Annotated in this window: 13 protein-coding genes; 11 read left to right on the top strand and 2 right to left on the bottom strand. The window is 69.8% G+C overall.

The genetic code is table 11. The annotated features are described in order from the left end of the window. The first annotated feature begins 96 nt into the window (after nucleotides 1-96). Both ACIBVP_RS27420 and ACIBVP_RS27415 read left to right on the top strand, forming a co-directional pair. Entirely contained in the window at nucleotides 97-1,416 is a 1,320-nt protein-coding gene (locus ACIBVP_RS27420) for an extracellular solute-binding protein (protein ID WP_396109219.1), read from the top strand. Nucleotides 1,417-1,589: 173 nt separating this feature from the next. Further along, the gene (locus tag ACIBVP_RS27415) at nucleotides 1,590-3,071 is read left to right on the top strand and encodes an MFS transporter (protein ID WP_396109218.1); all 1,482 of its coding nucleotides are present in this window, start codon (nucleotides 1,590-1,592) and stop codon (nucleotides 3,069-3,071) included. A gap of 64 nt (nucleotides 3,072-3,135) precedes the next feature. On the opposite strand, the gene ACIBVP_RS27410 is transcribed toward ACIBVP_RS27415, so the two are convergent. Both ACIBVP_RS27410 and ACIBVP_RS27405 read right to left on the bottom strand, forming a co-directional pair. After that, nucleotides 3,136-4,542, bottom strand: a complete 1,407-nt coding sequence (locus tag ACIBVP_RS27410) for a cation:proton antiporter (protein WP_396109217.1) — start codon at nucleotides 4,540-4,542, stop codon at nucleotides 3,136-3,138. A gap of 189 nt (nucleotides 4,543-4,731) precedes the next feature. Continuing rightward, nucleotides 4,732-6,135, bottom strand: coding sequence for an NAD(P)/FAD-dependent oxidoreductase (locus ACIBVP_RS27405; protein ID WP_396109216.1), 1,404 nt, complete (start codon nucleotides 6,133-6,135; stop codon nucleotides 4,732-4,734). On the opposite strand from ACIBVP_RS27405, the gene ACIBVP_RS27400 reads away from it, so the two are divergent. The 9 genes from ACIBVP_RS27400 to ACIBVP_RS27360 all read left to right on the top strand — a co-directional run bounded on the left by ACIBVP_RS27400 (nucleotide 6,035) and on the right by ACIBVP_RS27360 (nucleotide 17,394). Then, complete coding sequence (locus ACIBVP_RS27400) at nucleotides 6,035-7,960, top strand: MFS transporter (protein ID WP_396109215.1); 1,926 nt, start codon at nucleotides 6,035-6,037, stop codon at nucleotides 7,958-7,960. The two genes, ACIBVP_RS27405 and ACIBVP_RS27400, sit on opposite strands and share 101 nt — an antisense overlap. A gap of 116 nt (nucleotides 7,961-8,076) precedes the next feature. Next, nucleotides 8,077-9,402 (top strand): acyltransferase family protein, encoded by a 1,326-nt coding sequence (locus ACIBVP_RS27395; RefSeq protein WP_396109214.1) that lies wholly within the window; start codon nucleotides 8,077-8,079, stop codon nucleotides 9,400-9,402. Nucleotides 9,403-9,632: 230 nt separating this feature from the next. Continuing rightward, entirely contained in the window at nucleotides 9,633-10,829 is a 1,197-nt protein-coding gene (locus tag ACIBVP_RS27390; RefSeq protein ID WP_396109213.1) for an acyltransferase family protein, read from the top strand. Nucleotides 10,830-11,067: 238 nt separating this feature from the next. Next, entirely contained in the window at nucleotides 11,068-12,066 is a 999-nt protein-coding gene (locus ACIBVP_RS27385) for a pyridoxal-phosphate dependent enzyme (protein WP_396109212.1), read from the top strand. Next, nucleotides 12,066-12,824 (top strand): class I SAM-dependent methyltransferase, encoded by a 759-nt coding sequence (locus tag ACIBVP_RS27380; RefSeq protein ID WP_396109211.1) that lies wholly within the window; start codon nucleotides 12,066-12,068, stop codon nucleotides 12,822-12,824. The genes ACIBVP_RS27385 and ACIBVP_RS27380 overlap by 1 nt, the downstream gene beginning before the upstream one ends. Next, nucleotides 12,817-14,187, top strand: coding sequence for a hypothetical protein (locus tag ACIBVP_RS27375; RefSeq protein ID WP_396109210.1), 1,371 nt, complete (start codon nucleotides 12,817-12,819; stop codon nucleotides 14,185-14,187). The genes ACIBVP_RS27380 and ACIBVP_RS27375 overlap by 8 nt, the downstream gene beginning before the upstream one ends. Continuing rightward, nucleotides 14,175-15,200: an ornithine cyclodeaminase family protein gene (locus ACIBVP_RS27370; protein ID WP_396109209.1), complete on the top strand. Its 1,026-nt coding sequence runs from the start codon at nucleotides 14,175-14,177 to the stop codon at nucleotides 15,198-15,200. Before ACIBVP_RS27375 ends, ACIBVP_RS27370 begins: the two co-directional genes overlap by 13 nt. After that, a complete protein-coding gene (locus ACIBVP_RS27365; RefSeq protein ID WP_396109208.1) occupies nucleotides 15,182-16,405 on the top strand; it encodes an MFS transporter in 1,224 nt (407 codons plus the stop codon). The genes ACIBVP_RS27370 and ACIBVP_RS27365 overlap by 19 nt, the downstream gene beginning before the upstream one ends. 41 nt (nucleotides 16,406-16,446) lie before the next feature. Then, nucleotides 16,447-17,394, top strand: a complete 948-nt coding sequence (locus ACIBVP_RS27360; protein WP_396109207.1) for a PrpF domain-containing protein — start codon at nucleotides 16,447-16,449, stop codon at nucleotides 17,392-17,394. Nucleotides 17,395-17,396: the final 2 nt, after the last annotated feature.

The raw sequence follows: 17,396 nt of genomic DNA, 5'->3' as shown, positions 1-17,396 counted from the left end.
CGGTGCACCGCAACGCGCAGGATGTCAGGTCGGCCGTGCGCTCCGTAGCATCCGAGTCACCGCGCGGAAAACCCCGCCGTCCGTACTGGAGGAACTGTGCCGGTCACCATCGACGTCTGGCTCGCGGGTCACCCGATCCCCCATTTCCACGACACGGTCGAGGAAGCAGCCGAGTCGTTCACCAGGGCCCATCCCGGCTACGAGATCCGCCTTCGGGAGGTCAACTTCCGGGAGCTGCCGGGTGAGGTCGCACGCGCGGCGGCGGAAGGCAGGCCGCCGGACCTGGTGGAGTACTACTTCACCGCCACCCAGCTGGCGCTCGACACGCGCGCGGCCGACGGCCGCCCGCTGTTCACCCCGATCCAGGACGCCATCGGGGACCGCACGAAGATCCTCGGCGAGCCCGTGGTGATCGACGACGTCGTGCCGGCCGTTCGTGACTACTACAGCCAGGACGGCCGGCTGGTCGCCATGCCGACCGTGGTGTCGACCGCGGTCCTGTTCGCCAACCAGGACATGCTGACGCGTGCCGGTGTCGCACGGATGCCGACCACCTGGCAGGAGCTCGAGGCGGCCTGCGTGGCCGTGTCGCGCCTCCCCGGCGCGCCCGCCAACGGTGTCGCGTGGCCCAACCACGGCTGGATGTTCCAGATGGAGGTCGCCGCGCAGGGCGGGCTGCTCGGCGACCACGACAACGGCAGGACAGGCCGGGCGGAGCGGGTCGTCCTGGACTCGCCGGAGATGCTCGCCTACGCGCGGTGGTGGCAGCGGATGCACACCGGCGGCCACTACCTGTACACCGGCACACTGCGGGACTGGCTGGCGGCCATGGAAGCGTTCCAGCGCAAGGAGGTCGCGTTCGTGGTCAGTTCGTCTGCCGTCGGGATGCTCCTGTCGGACATGGCCGCCAAGGCCGGGTTCGAGCTGACGACCGGCCAGCTGCCGCACAACGGTGACCGCCCCCGCGCGGGCATGCTCCTTGGCGGCCAGTCGATGTTCCTGACCGCGGGGCTCCCCAAGGAGAAGGAGGACGGCGCGCTCGCGTTCACGCAGCACCTCCTCAACCCGCACCACGCGGTGCGCCGCCAGTACACCGGCTCCTTGCCGGTGACCGTTCGGGCGCGGCGGCAGCTCGCCGCCGAGGGGTGGTTCGACCGGCACCCCTACTACGGTGTCGCGGCGGAGCAGGTCGCCGCGTCGGACGGGACGCCAGCGGCCGCCGGAGCGATGATCGGCGACCTGAACGGCATCCAGGACGCCATCACCGCGGCCATGCACGACGTGCTGACCGTCGGCGCGGACCCGGCCGCCCGTTTCCTCGCGGCGACCCAGGAGGCGCAGGCACGCCTCGACCGCTACAACGCTTCGTGCCTCACGGATCCTCCCTCGACGCCGGAGGCCCTCGAAGCGGGCTGAGAAGACGCGACGAACAAAGTCCAGCCGGTGTGCGCGCCGGCTGGACTTTCTGTGTGTGCCACCCCGTGCGGAACGCCACCGCACCCGGGAAGAACCTCGCTGGAATTCCCCGCTGCCACAATCGAATCGCGGGCGTCCGGCAGGGTGACGCCTCGTTTCCCGGGACGGTGTTCATGGACGGTGTCAGCGGTCGGGCGACCGTGTCGGCCATCTCCGGACCGGCGCGCCTCGGTGCGCGCCGGTGGGCGGCGTTGGCCGTGCTGTGCGCGGCGACCTTCATCATCATCCTCGACGGTTCCACGGTGTTCGTCGCGGTTCCCTCGATGACCGTGGACCTGGCGCTCTCACCCAGCGCCGTGCAGTGGATGCTGAGCTCCTACCTGCTCAGCTTCGGCGGGCTGCTCCTGCTCGGTGGTCGCATCGCCGATCTCGCGGGCAGGCGGCGGATGTTCATGATCGGCACCGGACTGCTCGCCGTGTCCGCGCTGTTCTGCGGGCTCGCGTGGTCGGTCGAGGTGCTGATCACCGCGCGGGTGCTGCAGGGCTTCGCCGCGGCGATCATGACGCCCACCGCGCTGTCGATCCTCATGACGATGTTCCCCGAGGGCCGCGAACGCAACATGGCGCTCGGCATCTGGAGCTCGGCGGGCGGTGTCGGTGGCACGGTCGGCTCGCTGCTCGGGGGGCCGCTCACCACGGGGCCCGGCTGGAGCTGGATCTTCTACATCAACATCCCGGTCGCCGTGCTCATGATCGTGCTGAGCCCGTTGGTGCTCAAGGAGAGTTTCGACCGCGACCGCGCCAGGAGCTTCGACCTGGCAGGCGCCTTCACCAGCACGGTGGCCATGGTGCTGCTCGTGTACGCGATCGTCGACGCGCCCGCGGTCGGGTGGTGGAGCACGCGGACCATCGGGCTGTTCGTCACCGTCGCCGTGCTGCTGGTCGCGTTCGTGCGCATCGAGCGCCGCTCCGCGTCGCCCCTGCTGCCACTGCACTACTTCCGCGACAAGGGTTTCGTCGGTGGCAACCTCGTGATCTTCGCCGTCGGCATGGCGGTGCACGGTGCGCTCGGCATGCTCATGACGCAGTACGCACAGGGCGTCCTCGGCTACTCGCCTGTCCAGTACGGGCTGATGTTCGCGTGCATGACGGTCATGACGATCCTGGGCTCGGCGCTCGCGGGTGGCCCGCTGGTGCACCGGTACGGCCCGCGGCCCGTCGCGCTCGCGGGCCTTGTGCTGACCGGCCTCAGTTCCCTCCTCCTGACCGGGGTTTCGCCGCACGGCACCTTCGTCGCCGACATGCTCCCCGGCATGCTGCTGTTCGGTCCCGGCCTCGGCCTCGCGTTCGTCGCGGGTTCCGTCGCCGGTCTGGCCGGGGTGCCCGCCCGCGACTCCGGTGTAGGGTCCGGCGTGAACAACGCCGCGTTCCACATCGGCGGGGCTCTGGGCATCGCGATCGTGTCGACGGTCGCCGTGTCCGCGGCCTCGGGGCCCGACCCGCTCACCGCGGCGACCACCGGCTTCTCGGTCGCCTACGCCGCCTCCATCGGGTTCACGGTGCTCGGCGTCCTCGCTGCACTGCTGCTCGGCAGGACGCGCCGGAGCGCGACGGTCACCGCCATCACCGACAAGCCCGGCCGCAAGGCGGCCTGACGACACGACGAAGGCGTCCGCCCTCGCACCGACGCGAGAACGGACGCCTTCGTCGTACGACGGGCTACGTGGCGGCGGCGACCGGTCGCTCCTCGCCGACCCGCGGCGGGGTGCGGTCGCGCCTGGCGAACCACATCGTGAGCGGTGCGGTCATCGTGGTGGAGACCAGCGCCATGAGCACCAGCATGGTGAACATGGTCGGCGAGAGCACGCCGAGGTCGAGGCCGACGTTCAGGACGATCAGCTCCGTTAGACCGCGACAGTTCATCAGCGAACCGATCTGCAGCGACCGGCTCCAGGTCTCCCCGACACTGCGTGCGGCGAGCGCGGCGCCGCCGAGCTTGCCCAGCACGGCCATCAGCAGGATCGCGCCGCACCACAGCCACAGTGTCGCGTCGGCCGCCAGCAGGCCCATGTCGGTGCGCAGACCGCTGTACGCGAAGAACAGCGGCAGCATCAGGGACGTGGTGAGACCGCCGGTGTTGTCGTGCAGCCACGACTCGACCGCGTTGCCCCTGGGCATCACCAGGCCGAAGATGAACGCGCCGAACATGGCGTGCACGCCGATCCACTCGGTGGCCATCGCGCACAGCATGACGCCGACCAGCGCCAGCGGGGCGAGGCGCCGCAGCGCCGACGGCTCGGTCCGCGCGATGAACTTCGCCATCAGCGGCTTGACCGCCAGGAACAGGAACGCGGTGAACGCGGTCGCCAGGCCGATGGTCAGCAGCACACCGGCCAGCGACGACGCGGTGATCAGGGCGACCACCAGCGCGAGCAGGCACCACGCGGTGACGTCGTCGACCACCGCGCACGTCAGCGCGACGACGCCGACCTCGCTGCGGAACATGCCGGTGTCCTTCAGGATCCGGACGAGCACCGGTAGTGCGGTGACGCTCATGGACACACCCATGAACAGCGCGAAGGCCAGGAAACCGGAGCCGTCCGGCGCGAACTTGGTGTACGCGGCGACGGCGAGCCCGACGCCGAGCACGAACGGCACGGCGATGCTGACGTGGCTGACCACCACCGAGAGGTGCCCGCGCCCGCGAAGCAGCTTCGTGTTCAGCTCGAGGCCGGTCAGGAACACGAACAGGACGACACCCACCTGTGCCAGCACGTTCAGCTGGGGCAGGATCTCGGACGGGATCAGCGCGTTCGCGCCTTCCGGCCACACCGCACCGAACACCGACGGCCCGAGCACGATGCCCGCGGCGATCTCACCGATCACCGGCGGTTGGCCGAGCCGGCGTACGAGCGCACCCGCCGCCTTGCATGCCGCGACCACGACCGCGATCGCCAGCAACAGCTGGGCGAGCGGGTGCGCCGCGACCGCGCCGGCGTTCGGTGTCGTGGCGCCGTCCCCGGTGCCGCCGGTGAGCACCACGAGACTGAGCAGGACAGGCACCACGACCAACAGGCCGTAGATGATGACGACGCGCACTGCCTTACGCGATTTTCGTTCGGCCATCGGAATCTCCTGTCGGGGCAGGGTTTCACCGGCAGACAACCGCCGGTTCATCGTCGCCCCATTTTCGCTTCGGAGTTTCCGGCGACTCCCCTCCCGCGGTGCGGTGCTCAGGTGCCGCACAGAGCAAGAACCAGGACAGGGAAAAGCTGGGGCGGACATCCGTTGTCCACCCCAGCTTCTCGCTGTGTGTCAAGCTGCCTTCGGCAGGTCCGTGTCCGGTGTGTTCGGCGTGTTCTCGTTGTCCAACCAGGACGGACCGGGCTCCGGGATGCGCGGGGCGAGCCGCAGCACCCTGGCCGCCAGACCTGGCTTGAACAGCGTCTCCGGCCGGGCGACCATGCCCGCCACGCGCATGAACGCCCTGGTGACCTTCGGGTCCCTGCTCGTGGCGTACTGGACTCGCGCCATGTACGCGTTGGCGAACCGGGTCCGGGCCGTGCGCTCACCCGGCACGTCGGGGAAGGCGAGGTCGCCGCCCGCGTTCATCTCCCACGGCGTCTTGACCGCGTCCGCGACCACCTTGAGGAACTTCTTCGGCTCGATGTCGCCGGTGCCCTTCTCCCGCAACATGTCCCGCAGCGCCATCGCCTCGACCGCGGTGACGGTCATGCCCTGTCCGTACAGCGGGTTGAAGCTGGCGACGGCGTCGCCGAGCACCACCAGCCCGTCCGGGAACCGGGTCAGCTGTTCGTAGCGGCGGCGCACGCTCGTCGGGAACCCGAAGCTGGTCGCGTTCTCCAGCGGCTCCGACTCGCGGATCGCGTCGTAGATGACCGACTTCGGCAGTGTGCGGGCGAACTCGAGGAAGCCGTCGGGGTCGGTCGGCGGGTGGTCGCCGAGGATGCCGGTCAGCGACAACACGCAGACGCCGTCACCGAGCTGGCCGAAGAACGCGCCGCGCGGGTGCGCGGGCGAGGCGATGAAGACGATCGACTGCGCGCCCTCGAACCACTTGGGGTCGACCCGGTAGTGCCGGGTCGTGTAGGTGAGGCCGATCTTGATGCGGTCCTCCGCCGGCCGCTCGTAGCCGAGCTCGGCCAGCCAGGCCGGTGTGCGTGAACCGCGGCCGGTGGCGTCGACCACGAGGTCGGCCTCGAACTCGATCTCGGCGCCGTCCCACTGCCTGCGCACGAGGACGCCGGTCACCCGGTCGCGTCCCGGGGTGCTCAACGGTCGGAGGATGTCGTGCCGCTCCAGGTAGCGGACGTTCGGCAGCGCGGCCACCCGGCCACGCACGTGGTACTCGAGCACCGGCCGGGACGGGGCTAACATCACCAGGCCGACGTCGGTCGGCGTGATCGGCCGTCCGTTGAAGTGCCAGCGAATCCGGCCGATGTCCGAAGCGAGCGCTCCGGTGGCGAGGACCTCCTCGGTCAACCCGGGAAACAGCTCCTCGACGATCATGAGACCGCGTGAGTGCAGGCCGTGTGCGTGGTGCGAGTGGGGGGTGCCTCGGCGTGACTCACGCACGCCTACGAGATCATCCCGGTCGATGACGACCACGTCCGAAAAGGACTCGGCGAGTACACGCGCGGCAAGGGTACCTGCCATGCTTCCACCGAGGACGACCGCGCGCTCTCTGGTCTTGTTCATCGTGGTTCCTTTCCCGGTTTGGCTCGACGTTAACAGCGGGACAATGTCTCCCGGTTATCGCGAAGTGCCGGATCGTCAGCAGCCGAAGTGCGCACGCTGGAAGATGCGAACCGGTGATCGGCGTGCCAAGGTCATCATTCGGAGTACGAGACACCGCCCTCGGTTTCCTGGGGTGCACGACTGGGTCCGTGACGGGGGTGCCCGACGTGTTGCCAACGGAAGGGGCAAGAACGTGACCGTCGAAAACGCGCCACCGAAGGCGGGGCGCCGAGAATGGATAGCACTCGCGGTCCTGGCGCTGCCCACGTTACTGGTCACGATGGATCTGAACGTCCTGCTGCTGGCGCTGCCGCACATCGCCAACGACTTGCAGGCAGGCCCGGTCGAGCAGCTGTGGATCACGGACATCTACGGGTTCATCGTGGCCGGCCTGACGGTCACCATGGGACACGTCGGTGACCGGTACGGTAGGCGGAAGGTCCTGCTGATCAGTTCCTCGGTGTTCGTTGTCGCCTCGCTGGTCTGCGCGTTCGCGACCTCGGTGCCGATGCTGATCATCGCGCGGGCGGTGCTCGGTGTGTCCGGCGCGGCGTTGACGCCGCTGACCCTGGCGATCATCGTCAGCATGTTCAAGAACCCGAAGCAGATGGGAATGGCGCTCGGCGTGTGGGCCAGCGCCCTCGCCGGCGGCGTCGTGCTCGGCCCGCCGGTCGGCGGGATCCTGATGCACTCGTTCTGGTGGGGTTCTGTCTTCCTGATCGCGATCCCGCTCATGGCGGTCGTCCTGTTGGCGGGGCCGGTCGTGCTGGACGAGTCGCGCAACCCGCACGGCGGGCCGATCGACCTGCGCAGCGTCGCGTTGTTCCTGATGGCGATCCTGCCGCTGGTCGCGGCGCTGAAGGAGACCACGCGGTCCGGGTTCGGCCTGCGGGACGCGGGGCTGTTGGCGCTCGGCGCCATCGGGATCGCCCTGTTCGTGCGGCGGCAGTCGCGCATCCCGAACCCGCTGATCGACCTGACGTTGTTCAAGAACAAGCTGGTTCGCTCCGGCATGGCCGTGTTCGTGACCGGTGGCCTGTGGTCCGGTGCGCTCTCCCTGGTCGTCGCCCTGTACCTGCAGCTGGTCGAGGAGCAGTCGGTACTGGCCGCCGGGCTGTGGATGCTGCCCGCGGCGCTCATCGGGATGGTCTGCAACATGATCGCACCCAAGTTCGCCGACGTGTTCCGGCCTGGTCGCGTGGTCGCGGTCGGGCTGCTGATCGCGATGGTGGGCGCGCTGACGCTGACGCTGGTCCAGGCGGTCGGCGGGGTCGTGATCGTGATCATCGGCCTCGGCATCGTGATGATCGGGGCCAGCCCGATCGGCCCGGTGACCAACCACGTGGTCATGTCGAACATCCCGCAGGAGAAGGCGGGCGCGGTCGGTGGCATGGTCTCGACCGGCGGCGAGCTCGGTGTCGCGATCGGTGTCGCGGCGATGGGCAGCGTGGCGACCGCCGTGTACCAGGGCAACGTCACCGTGCCGGCCGGCGTGCCCGCGGACGCGGCGGCGTCGGCGGGCGACGGCATCACCGGTGCGGTGGCCGTCGCGCCCACGTTGCCCGAGGCCCAGGGCGACGCGTTGCTCGGCTCGGCACACGAGGCCTTCAACACCGGCATGATCACCGTCGCGGTGGTCGCCGCGATCGGGTACGTCGTCGTCGCCATCGTGGCGTGGCGCGGGATGGGACACGTCCAGCCGTTCGGCGCCGCGCACGACGCGCCCGCACCCGACGCCGAAGCGGACGGGGAACCGGAACCTGATCCCGAACGTGCCGCTGTCTGAGCACTGAACAACCGGTCGAACCGGGGACGGGCGAAGCAACGCCCGTCCCCGGTTCGTCGTTTCCGGAAATTGTTGTTCCAAGGCGCAGTGCGCAACCGTCGATAATCAACATCCGGTTGTCGGGCGCTATTCTGAGTTCGTCAATCGAGAATACAGAGAAGGTACGCAATGCTTTCAGCGGCGGCCTCGCCAGCACGGCGTTTATTCCTGGTCTCGGGCCAGTTGAAGTAGAGGAGTTGACATTGTCCGCCAAAACACCGCTGGTCGACGTGAAGTCGCCGAACACAGGCCAACGGGACCTGCCGGCCTTGACCGGTTTGCGGTTCATCGCCGCACTGATCGTGTTCTTCGGTCACGTGGTTCACCCGATCCACCCCGGTAACGCCAACCTCGCGGCGCCGTTCAGCGACGACGGTCTCACCGCGACACTCATCACGCTCGCCACCCCCGCGACCTACATGGCGATGACGCTTTTCTTCATGCTCAGCGGGTTCGTCATCACCTGGTCCTTCAAGTCCGGCCAGCGGATGACCTCGTTCTGGCGACGGCGTGTCGTGAAGATCTTCCCGAGTCACGCCGTGACGTGGGCCCTGTGCATGCTCCTCTTCGCGAGCGCGTTCACCACGAACAACGGCATCCTGAACCTGTTCTTCCTCGACACCTGGTTCAACGAACTGAGCTTCTGGGGTGGCGCGAACGGCCCGGCCTGGTCACTGAACGCCGAAATGCTGTTCTACCTCCTCTTTCCGATTCTGCTGCTGCCGATCAGGCGGATCCCCGACAAGATGTTGTGGCTGTCGGCCGGCGTTCTCGTGGCGCTGTACGCGGGCGCCTGCCTCTTCACGGCGACGGTCATCCCGGACACCCCGACGTACGGCGGCGAGTTCTCGATCCCGCAGTTCTGGTTCGTGTACTTCTTCCCGCCGATGCGGCTGTTCGAGTTCCTCCTCGGCGTGCTGGTGGCGCGCATCGTGATGAGCGGCAGGTGGCCACGAATTCCGGTCGCCATCGTCGGCGTGCTGCTCGTGGGCAGCTACCTGCTCATTCCCGAGGTGCCGTTCGCATACCGGGTCGCCTTCGTCTCGCTCGTCCCGATCGCACTCGCGATCGGCAACCTCGCGTCGGCGAACCTGCGGGGCCGCCGCACCGTGCTCGGCACCGGTCCGATGGAGTGGCTCGGCAGGGTGTCGTTCGGGTTCTACATGACACAGTCGGCCGTTCTGCTCGGGGTGCGGTACGCGGTGCTCCCCGACGTCGAGTTCGGTGTCGTCGGCGGCACCCTGCTCATCCTCGGCCTGTTCGCCGTCAACCTGTTCTGCGGCTGGTTGCTCCACATCGGCGTCGAGCTGCCCGCGATGAAGCGCTGGAGTCGCTCGAAGAAGAAGCCCGCGGCCGGCAACGCGCCGCGGACTGACGAACCGGACAAGGTTCCGGCATTGTGAAATAGCTGATGGCGTCACTGGCCGGGCGGGTTTCCTGCCCGGCCAGTGGTCTGTCTGCGTGGGGTCGCGCCAGTAAAATGCGCAACCGTCGATAATCAATTTTCGTTGCCGGTTGCTATTCTTGGTGCGTCAATCATGAACGCGGAGAGGATAGTAATGCGTTTAGTGGCGACATCGCCAGCACGGCGTTTATCCCTGGTCCAGGCCAGGTTGAGATAGAGGAGTCGACATTGTCCGCCACCCCACCGCTGGTCGACGTGAAGCCGTCGAACACACTCAAACGGGACCTGCCCGCGCTGACCGGTCTGCGGTTTGTCGCCGCACTGTTGGTGTTCTTCACCCACGTCTGGAAACCGCAGCACCCGGGTGACCCGAATCTAGCGGCTCCGTTCGCCGACGACGGCCTCGTGAAGGTCCTCGGCGACAACGGGTTCAGGGCCGGTATCGTCGCCGTTTCGTGCTTCTTTCTGCTCAGCGGATTCGTCATGGCCTGGTCGGCCAAACCCGGTGACCGGGTGACGTCCTTCTGGCGGCGGCGGGTGGTGAAGGTCTTTCCCAGCCACCTCGTGACGTGGGCGCTCTGCATGATCCTCTTCGCGGGAGTGTTCACCACGAACGGTGGCATCCTGAACCTGTTCTTCATCGACACGTGGTTCACCGACCCGAGCTTCTGGGGCGGCGGGAACGGTCCGGCCTGGTCGCTGAACGGGGAAATGCTGTTCTACCTCGTCTTCCCGCTCATGTTGCTCCCGATCAACCGGATCCCCGTGAACAGGTTGTGGCTGTCGGCGGGCGTCGTGCTGGCGCTGCTTGTCGTCGCCACCGTCGTCTCGCGGCAGGTCCTCTCGGACACCCCGCCGTGGCAGAACATCTCGATCCCGCAGTTCTGGTTCGTCTACTTCTTCCCGCCGATGCGGTTGTTCGAGTTCGCCATCGGCATGATCGTCGCGCGCATCGTGATGAGTGGCCGGTGGCCGAGGATTCCCCTCTCGCTGGTGGGCGTGCTGGCCGTGGGCGGTCTCGTGCTCGCGCTCGCGGTGCCGTACCCGTACAACATCACGCTGGTCACGCTGGTCCCGATCGCGGTGACGATCGGCGCGCTCGCGTCGGCCAACCTGAGCGGGAACCGCACCTTCCTCGGCACCAGGCCGATGGTGTGGCTGGGCAAGGTGTCGTTCGGGTTCTTCATGACCCAGGCGATCGTCGTGTTCGCGATCCGGCCCGCCGTGTTCGGCGACACCGAGTACGGCACGGTCGGCGGCATCTTGCTCATCGTCGCCCTGTTCGTCATCAACCTGGCCTGTGGCTGGCTGCTCTACAAGTTCGTCGAACTCCCGGCGATGAAGCACTGGAGCCGTCCGAAGAACAGGCGTGTCGCCGACAACGCGCCCCGGACCGGGGAGCCGGACCGGGTTCCGGCATTGTGATATAGCCGATGGCGTCACTGGCCGGGCGGTTTTCCGCCCGGCCGGTGTTTTTTGACCGCTGTGGTCCTAATGCGTGGCGCATGTCCCTGACGGGCATTCCGCACGATCACGGAAGTATTGCGAAAGGAAGCGTGACAGCATGGGGCAGCGACAAGCACAGAACATGCGGCCCCGGATTTCCGGGCAGCAACGATTACGTGACGACGGGGGCGACGTGACTCTGGCTGCGGAGGATTCGATGGCTACGGCGGTGTCCACCCCGCTGGACACGCCCATGGTGCCCGTGGCGGTCGTGCACGGCACCGGGGTGGACACCATCCAGCTCAAGCTGGAGGCGTTCAGCCGGTACGGATCCCTCAAGGCGCGGACCGCCGTCGCACTGGTGGACGCGCTGGAGGAACAGGGCCTGGTGTGGCCGGGTGTACGAATCGTGGAGTCCACGTCGGGCAACCTCGGTGTCGCGCTCGCCGGTGTCGCGGCCGAGCGCGGATACCGGTTCACGGCCGTCGTCGACCCGCGCACTTCGCCTGCGCTGCTCGCCCGCATGGTCGCGCTGGGCGCCGAGGTCGACATGGTGACCGAGCACGACGGCGCGGGCGGCTACCTGATCTCGCGGTTGCGCCGGGTGCGTGAGCTGACCGAGGGCGCGACCGACCGGGTCTGGGCCAACCAGTACGGCTGCCCGGCCAACCCCAGGGCCCACGAGTTCGGCACCGGCCCGGAGCTCGCCCGGCAGGCCGGTGGCGCCATGGACGCGGTGTTCGTCGCGGTGTCCACCGGTGGCACGCTCGCCGGCGTCGGCAGTTACCTCCGGGAACACCATCCGGGGTGCCGAGTGGTGGGCGTGGACGTCCCCGGCTCGGTGGCGTTCGGCGGCCCGCCCGGACCTCGGCTGCTGACCGGTATCGGCTCGAGCGTCCGGTCCCAGTTCCTGCGGCCGTGGATGTACGACGAGCACATCGAGATCGAACCCGGTGCGGCGCTGGCGGCGTGCCGCCGCCTCGCCGCGCAGACCGGGATCGAGATCGGCGGATCCGGCGGCGCCGTGCTGGCCGCCTGCCTGCGCTACCTACAGGCGCACCCGGAGATCCGGCACCCGGTGTGTCTCTGCCCGGACAGCGGGTCCAGCTACCGCCAGACGATCTTCGACGACGACTGGTTGACCGCCAACGGGCTGGGCTGCGCGCTCGACCCGTGGCCGGGCGGCGCACCGCTGTTCCTGCGTGGGGAGCTCTGATGACGACCAGAGAGGTACAGGCGTCCTCGTTCGGCACGGCCGCCGCCACCTACACGGCGGTGCGGCCCGGCTATCCCGGCTCCGCGATCCGGTGGGGCCTGCCGCCGGACGCGCGGGTCGTGCTCGACCTGGGGGCAGGCACCGGCAAGGTGTCCGAGGCGTTGCTGGCACTGGGGCTGACCGTGCACGCGGTGGAACCGGACGAGCGGATGCTCGACGAGTTGCGCCGCGTCGCTCCCGCGGCGCACGCCCTGCTGGGCCCGGCCGAGGCGATCCCGCTGCCCGACGCGAGTGTCGACGCCGTGTTCGTCGGCCACGCGTTTCACTGGTTCGGCCCGTCCGCGCTCACCGAGATCGCCCGGGTGCTGCGTCCGGGTGGCACGGTGGCGCTGCTCTGGAACCTCCGCGACGACGCCATCGACTGGGTCGCGCGGTTCGGCACGCTGATCGCGCTGGGCGCACAGGACAGCACGCGCTACGAATCCCCGCCCCCGTTCGCCGAGAACGCCGACCTCACCGCGCCGTCCCGGCAGACGTTCACACACACCCAGCGGATCGACCGCGCGGGGTTGCTCGCCCTGGCGGGCACCCGCGGCTACGTCCTCGCGTTGCCTGCGGACCGGCGGCGCGAACTGCTGGCCGAGGTGGCTGAGCTCGTCGACACCCACCCGCTGCTGGCCGGCCGAGAGCAGTTCGAACTTCCCTACGTCACCGAGGTCTGGCGCGCCGTGCGCCGGAATGGAGCCGACGATGCGTGAGGCGCTGTTCCGCGCCGCCCAGCTGGGTGCGTACTTCACCGACGAGGAAACAGTCGGGCGCTGGCAGGACGACGAGCTGACCGACCGGGTGCTCGCCGGGTCGCTCGTGCCCGTCACCGCCGCGACCGCGGCGCCGCCCACGGGCGAGCCGCTCGTCGTCTGGCCGTATCCGCGCGGCACCATGCACATCATCGACCGGGCGAACTGCGCGGACCACTTCCTGCGCACCAGCCCGGAGTTCCAGCTCATCACCGAGTCCGGACTGGACGGTCCGGTCGAGTTGCCCGCCGGCCCGGTCCTGGTGTTCGCCCCGTTCGACACGATCCTGCCGAAGCTGCGCGTGGCGGACGACGGTTACCTGACGCTGGCCGGGCGGCCGATCACCGCCCTGCTCAACGAGCTGTCGCTGGCGCACCTGGTGCGCCACGGCGTGCTGGCGGCGGACACGGTGACCGCGGCCGGCTACCAGCCGATCGTGCCGCCGCCGCGTACTCACCTGGTCAACGGCACACAGCTCACCCTGTTCAAGGGGCGGCAACTGCGGCACGTCGCGGACCTCGCGGGGCGGCTGGCGCCACTCGGGGTCGCACCACTGCCGTACGCCACCAGCGCAGGCCGGGCGGACGCGGTCGAGGCGGTGGTCGCACTCGGCGCGACCGGCAACGCCGTCGTGGTGCGGCCCTTCGGCGCGTCGCAGGGCACCGGTGTCACGGTGATCGGCCATGCCGAGGACACGGCCGCGGTCGAGGCGGGCCTGGACCGGCTCGACCGGACGGTCGCCGGCCGCTACGGCGGGTCGGGTGCCTACCCGGTCACCATCACACCGTTCGTCGAGGGCCGCAAGATCGACGGCGCGGTGACCGACGTGCGGATGTTCGTGGTCTACGACCCGGCAGGCGGTGGGCTGCGCGCGCTGCCCGGCATGGTGCGGCGCGCCGCGCAGGCGTTCCGCCCGGACGAGATCACCGCGGACACGGTGCTGGCCAACGTGTCCGGTGCCGTGTCCGCGACCGACCTGCCTGGGCCACGGGTGTTTCCGCTGACCCGGCCCGACGTCCTCGAGGCGCTCGGGCTCAGCCCCGACCGGCTGGTCGACCTCGGCCGGGCGGCGAGCACCCTGTGGGCCACCGCGGTCGAGGCCGAAGCGGCCGAGCGCGGGTCGCCGGTGCCGTTCTGCTACGGCAGCGTCGACTTCCTGATCCGGCAGGACGACGGGCGCGCGGTGCCCATCGAGATGAACGGCGCCAACGTCGGCGAGCACCCGACGGTGGCGGTGCGCAGGCTCGAACTGTTCGCCGAGGCGACCACCGCGACCCTCGCCGGGCTCGGACTGTCCGCGTTGGAGCCGACATGGACACGTTGAGCCTGTGCTACATCGACGCGGCGGAGGTCGCGGCGGCGCTCGCCACGATCGACCCGGTCGACCGGATCCGCGATGTCCTCGCGCTGCACGCCAAGGGCGAGACCGTGCTGCCGGACGAGGCGTACCTGCCGTGGACCGGCCCGGACGGCTCGGCGTGCCGCAGCCTGAACATGCCGGGGATCGTCCAAGGCGGCGTGGCCGGCACCGACATCGCGGGTACGAAGATCATCAACGCCAGCCTCGGCAACCCGGACCGCGGGCTGCCGAGGGCCGCCGGGCTGGTCGTGCTGTTCGACCCACTCACGGCCCGGCCGCGGAGCCTGCTGGACGGCACCGCGATCAGCGCACTGCGGACCGCCGCGGTGTCGGTGTGCGCGATCGAACAACTGGCGTCCGCGACCGGGGTGGTGGCTCTGGTCGGCTGCGGCGCGCTGGCCGCGGCGCACCTGAACCTCATGCTCACGCGACTTCCGGACGTCACCGAGGTGCGGCTGTTCGACCGCGTGCCCGAACGGGCCGCGGCGCTCGGCGCCTCGGTCGGCCGGGACGTCCGGGTCGTGCGCAGCGCGGAGGAGGCGGTTCGCGGCGCCGACATCGTGGTGCCGGTGACCACCACCACCGAGGGCTACCTGCCGATGTCGTGGCTCGCGCCGGGGGCGGTCGTGGTGAACGTGTCGCTGGACGACGTGTTGCCGGACGTGGTGCACGGCGCCGGGCTCGTGGTCGTCGACGACTGGGGTCTGGTCGCCGCCGACGACCGCAGGCTGCTCGGCCGGATGCTGCGCGGGGGCGAGATCTACGGGCCACACGAGCAGGCGCCCGCGGTCCCGGCGCGTCGGATCGACGCCGAGCTCGGCGAGATCCTCATCGGGGCCCACCCCGGCCGGGCCGCCCGCGACGACGTGGTGCTCGTCAACCCGTTCGGCATGGCCATCGCGGACCTCGCCATCGCCGGCGCGGTCGAGCGGAAGGTCAGGCAGGAAGGCGGTGGCCGATGGCTGCCGTTCGGCTGACCGGCCGGCTCGGCGGGGTGGTCCGTCCGCCTGGTGGCCGGGCCGGGCGGATCCTGGCCACCAGCATCACCGTGGACGCGGTGGGGCGGGGGCTTTTCCTTGCCGGATCGGTGGTGTTCTTCACCCGCGAGGTCGGGCTTTCCGCGGCCGAGGTCGGCGCAGGGCTCGCCATCGCGGGCTTGGTGGGGCTGCTCGCCGGGTACCCGGTCGGCCTGCTCGCCGACCGGTTCGGCGCCCGCCGGGTGCTTGTCGGCCTGCACATCTACCGGGCGTTCGCGCTCGCGGCGTACACGCTCATCGAGTCGTTCACCGGCTTCGTCCTGGTGGGTGGTCTGGTCGCGGTCGCGGCCGGGAGCACCGTCCCGGTGTTGCAGACGCTGGTCGGTGACGCGGTGGGCGCCGAACAGCGAGTCACCACGATGGGCTACCTGAGGGCCGTGCAGAACGCCGGGTTCGCGGTCGGCGGGTTGCTCGCGGCCGGTGCGATCGGCGTCGACACCCGGACCGCGTACGTGGCGTTGATCCTGGTCAACGCGGCGAGCTTCGTGGTCTCCGCGTTCCTGGTCCGCCGGTTGCCCACAGTCGGTTCCACCCGCCGGGCGGGGAGTGCCCGCGCGCTGGATGCGTTGCGGGACATACCTTTCCTAATCATCACGGCGGGCAACGGGATCCTGCAGCTGCACACCACGCTGCTCGCCGTCGGCGTGCCGCTGTGGATCCTGCTGCACACCAGCATGCCGCCGGTCGTGGTGGCCGCGGTGTTCGTGCTGAACACGGTGCTGGCCGTGGCACTGCAGGTCCCGGTCAGCGCGACGGCGACCACGTTGCCCGGCAGCGGCACGGCGTTTCGCCGGGCGGGGCTCTCCCTCGCGGTCTGCTGCGTGCTGCTGGTGGCCTCCGGGTACCAGGCCGGGGCGGTGGCGGTCGCGCTGCTCGTGCTCGCCGTGATCGCGCTGACGTTCGGCGAGATGCTGCAGGCGGCGGCGGCCTGGAGCGCGGGCTACGCCCTCGCGCCCGAACAGCGCCGGGCCAGCTACCTGTCCGTGCTCGGGATGGGGAGCAGCGTGCAGAGCATGGCCGGTCCGGTGATCATCACCGCCGTGGTCGGTGTCGGGACCTGGGGTCTGCTGCTGCTCGCCGCCGGGCTGATGGCCGCCGCGGAAGTGGCCCGCGGTGTGATCCGCGGCCGGGGAGGTTCGTTATGAGGCCCTATGTCGGCCAGGCAGACGGAAGTCCCTGTCCCACAGTGGTTCTGGACCGGCGGCAGCTGCCGGAGGATCCGGCAGAGCTGACCGCGGCGCTCGCCGCGGTGCGCTGCAGGCACCAGTCGGACCGGTGGGCCGGGGCCATGAAGATCGCGTTGATCTCGCCGTCCGCCAACCCGCTCTACGACCTCGACTACCGGTTCGTGCAGTGTCTCGACCCGCACTGGAACCGCCTGGACCTACGCGGGAACTGTGGCCACTCGATGCTCGTCGCGATCACCGCCGCCACGCGGATGGGCTGGGTGCCGCTCTACCCGGGGGCGCGGGTCCGGGTCAACGTGATCAACAACGACGACCTGGTGGTCGGCGAGGTCGACCAGCTCAGCCAGCGGGTCGCGGAGTTCACCGTGCACCTGCTGAGCACGCGGCCGCGCCCGGTGGCCGGGCTGCTGCCCACCGGTGCGCCGCTCACCACCCTGCGCACGCCGCTCGGCAGGCTCGAGGTGTCCTTCGTGGACTGGGCCAACCCGTACGTCCTCGTGGCGGCGGCCGACCTGGGGGTCACCGACCAGGCCGCGTTGTTCGCCGCCGACACCGACCTGCTCGAGCGGTTGCGGGTGGTCCGGGAGTGCGCGGCCGAGGTGCTGGGCTGGGCACCGGACGGGGCGTTCCCAAAGATCGCCGCGCTCGGTCAGTACCGGCCGGGCGAACTGGCGGTGCGGGCGGTCACGGTGCCGAGTTGGCACCCGAGCCTCGGGCTGACCGGCGCCTGCTGCCTCGCGGTCGCCGCCGAGGTGGGCGGCACCGTCCCCGCGATACTCCGCGACCGAGCCGGGATGGGGCTGGGCGAGCTGGTCCTGTGCACGCCCGGCGGGACCGTGCGGGCCAGCGCCGCTCTGGTCGACGGTGCCGTCGGCTGGGCCAGCGTGTCCGGCAAGACCGTGCGGTTCGAGGAAGCCCGCGCGCCACAGACGATCGAGGTGAGCTGACC

The organism is Actinophytocola sp. NPDC049390, from assembly GCF_044466355.1.
Classification (GTDB): Bacteria; Actinomycetota; Actinomycetes; order Mycobacteriales; family Pseudonocardiaceae; genus Actinophytocola.
This window is presented reverse-complemented; position numbering and strand designations above follow the sequence as displayed.

Coding starts and splice junctions, on each gene's coding strand:
- ACIBVP_RS27415 (WP_396109218.1), top strand. CDS start 1,590: ATGGACGGTGTCAGCGGTCGGGCGACCGTGTCGGCCATCTCCGGACCG.
- ACIBVP_RS27410 (WP_396109217.1), bottom strand. CDS start 4,542: ATGGCCGAACGAAAATCGCGTAAGGCAGTGCGCGTCGTCATCATCTAC.
- ACIBVP_RS27400 (WP_396109215.1), top strand. CDS start 6,035: ATGACGACCACGTCCGAAAAGGACTCGGCGAGTACACGCGCGGCAAGG.
- ACIBVP_RS27405 (WP_396109216.1), bottom strand. CDS start 6,135: ATGAACAAGACCAGAGAGCGCGCGGTCGTCCTCGGTGGAAGCATGGCA.
- ACIBVP_RS27385 (WP_396109212.1), top strand. CDS start 11,068: ATGGCTACGGCGGTGTCCACCCCGCTGGACACGCCCATGGTGCCCGTG.
- ACIBVP_RS27380 (WP_396109211.1), top strand. CDS start 12,066: ATGACGACCAGAGAGGTACAGGCGTCCTCGTTCGGCACGGCCGCCGCC.
- ACIBVP_RS27375 (WP_396109210.1), top strand. CDS start 12,817: ATGCGTGAGGCGCTGTTCCGCGCCGCCCAGCTGGGTGCGTACTTCACC.
- ACIBVP_RS27370 (WP_396109209.1), top strand. CDS start 14,175: ATGGACACGTTGAGCCTGTGCTACATCGACGCGGCGGAGGTCGCGGCG.
- ACIBVP_RS27365 (WP_396109208.1), top strand. CDS start 15,182: ATGGCTGCCGTTCGGCTGACCGGCCGGCTCGGCGGGGTGGTCCGTCCG.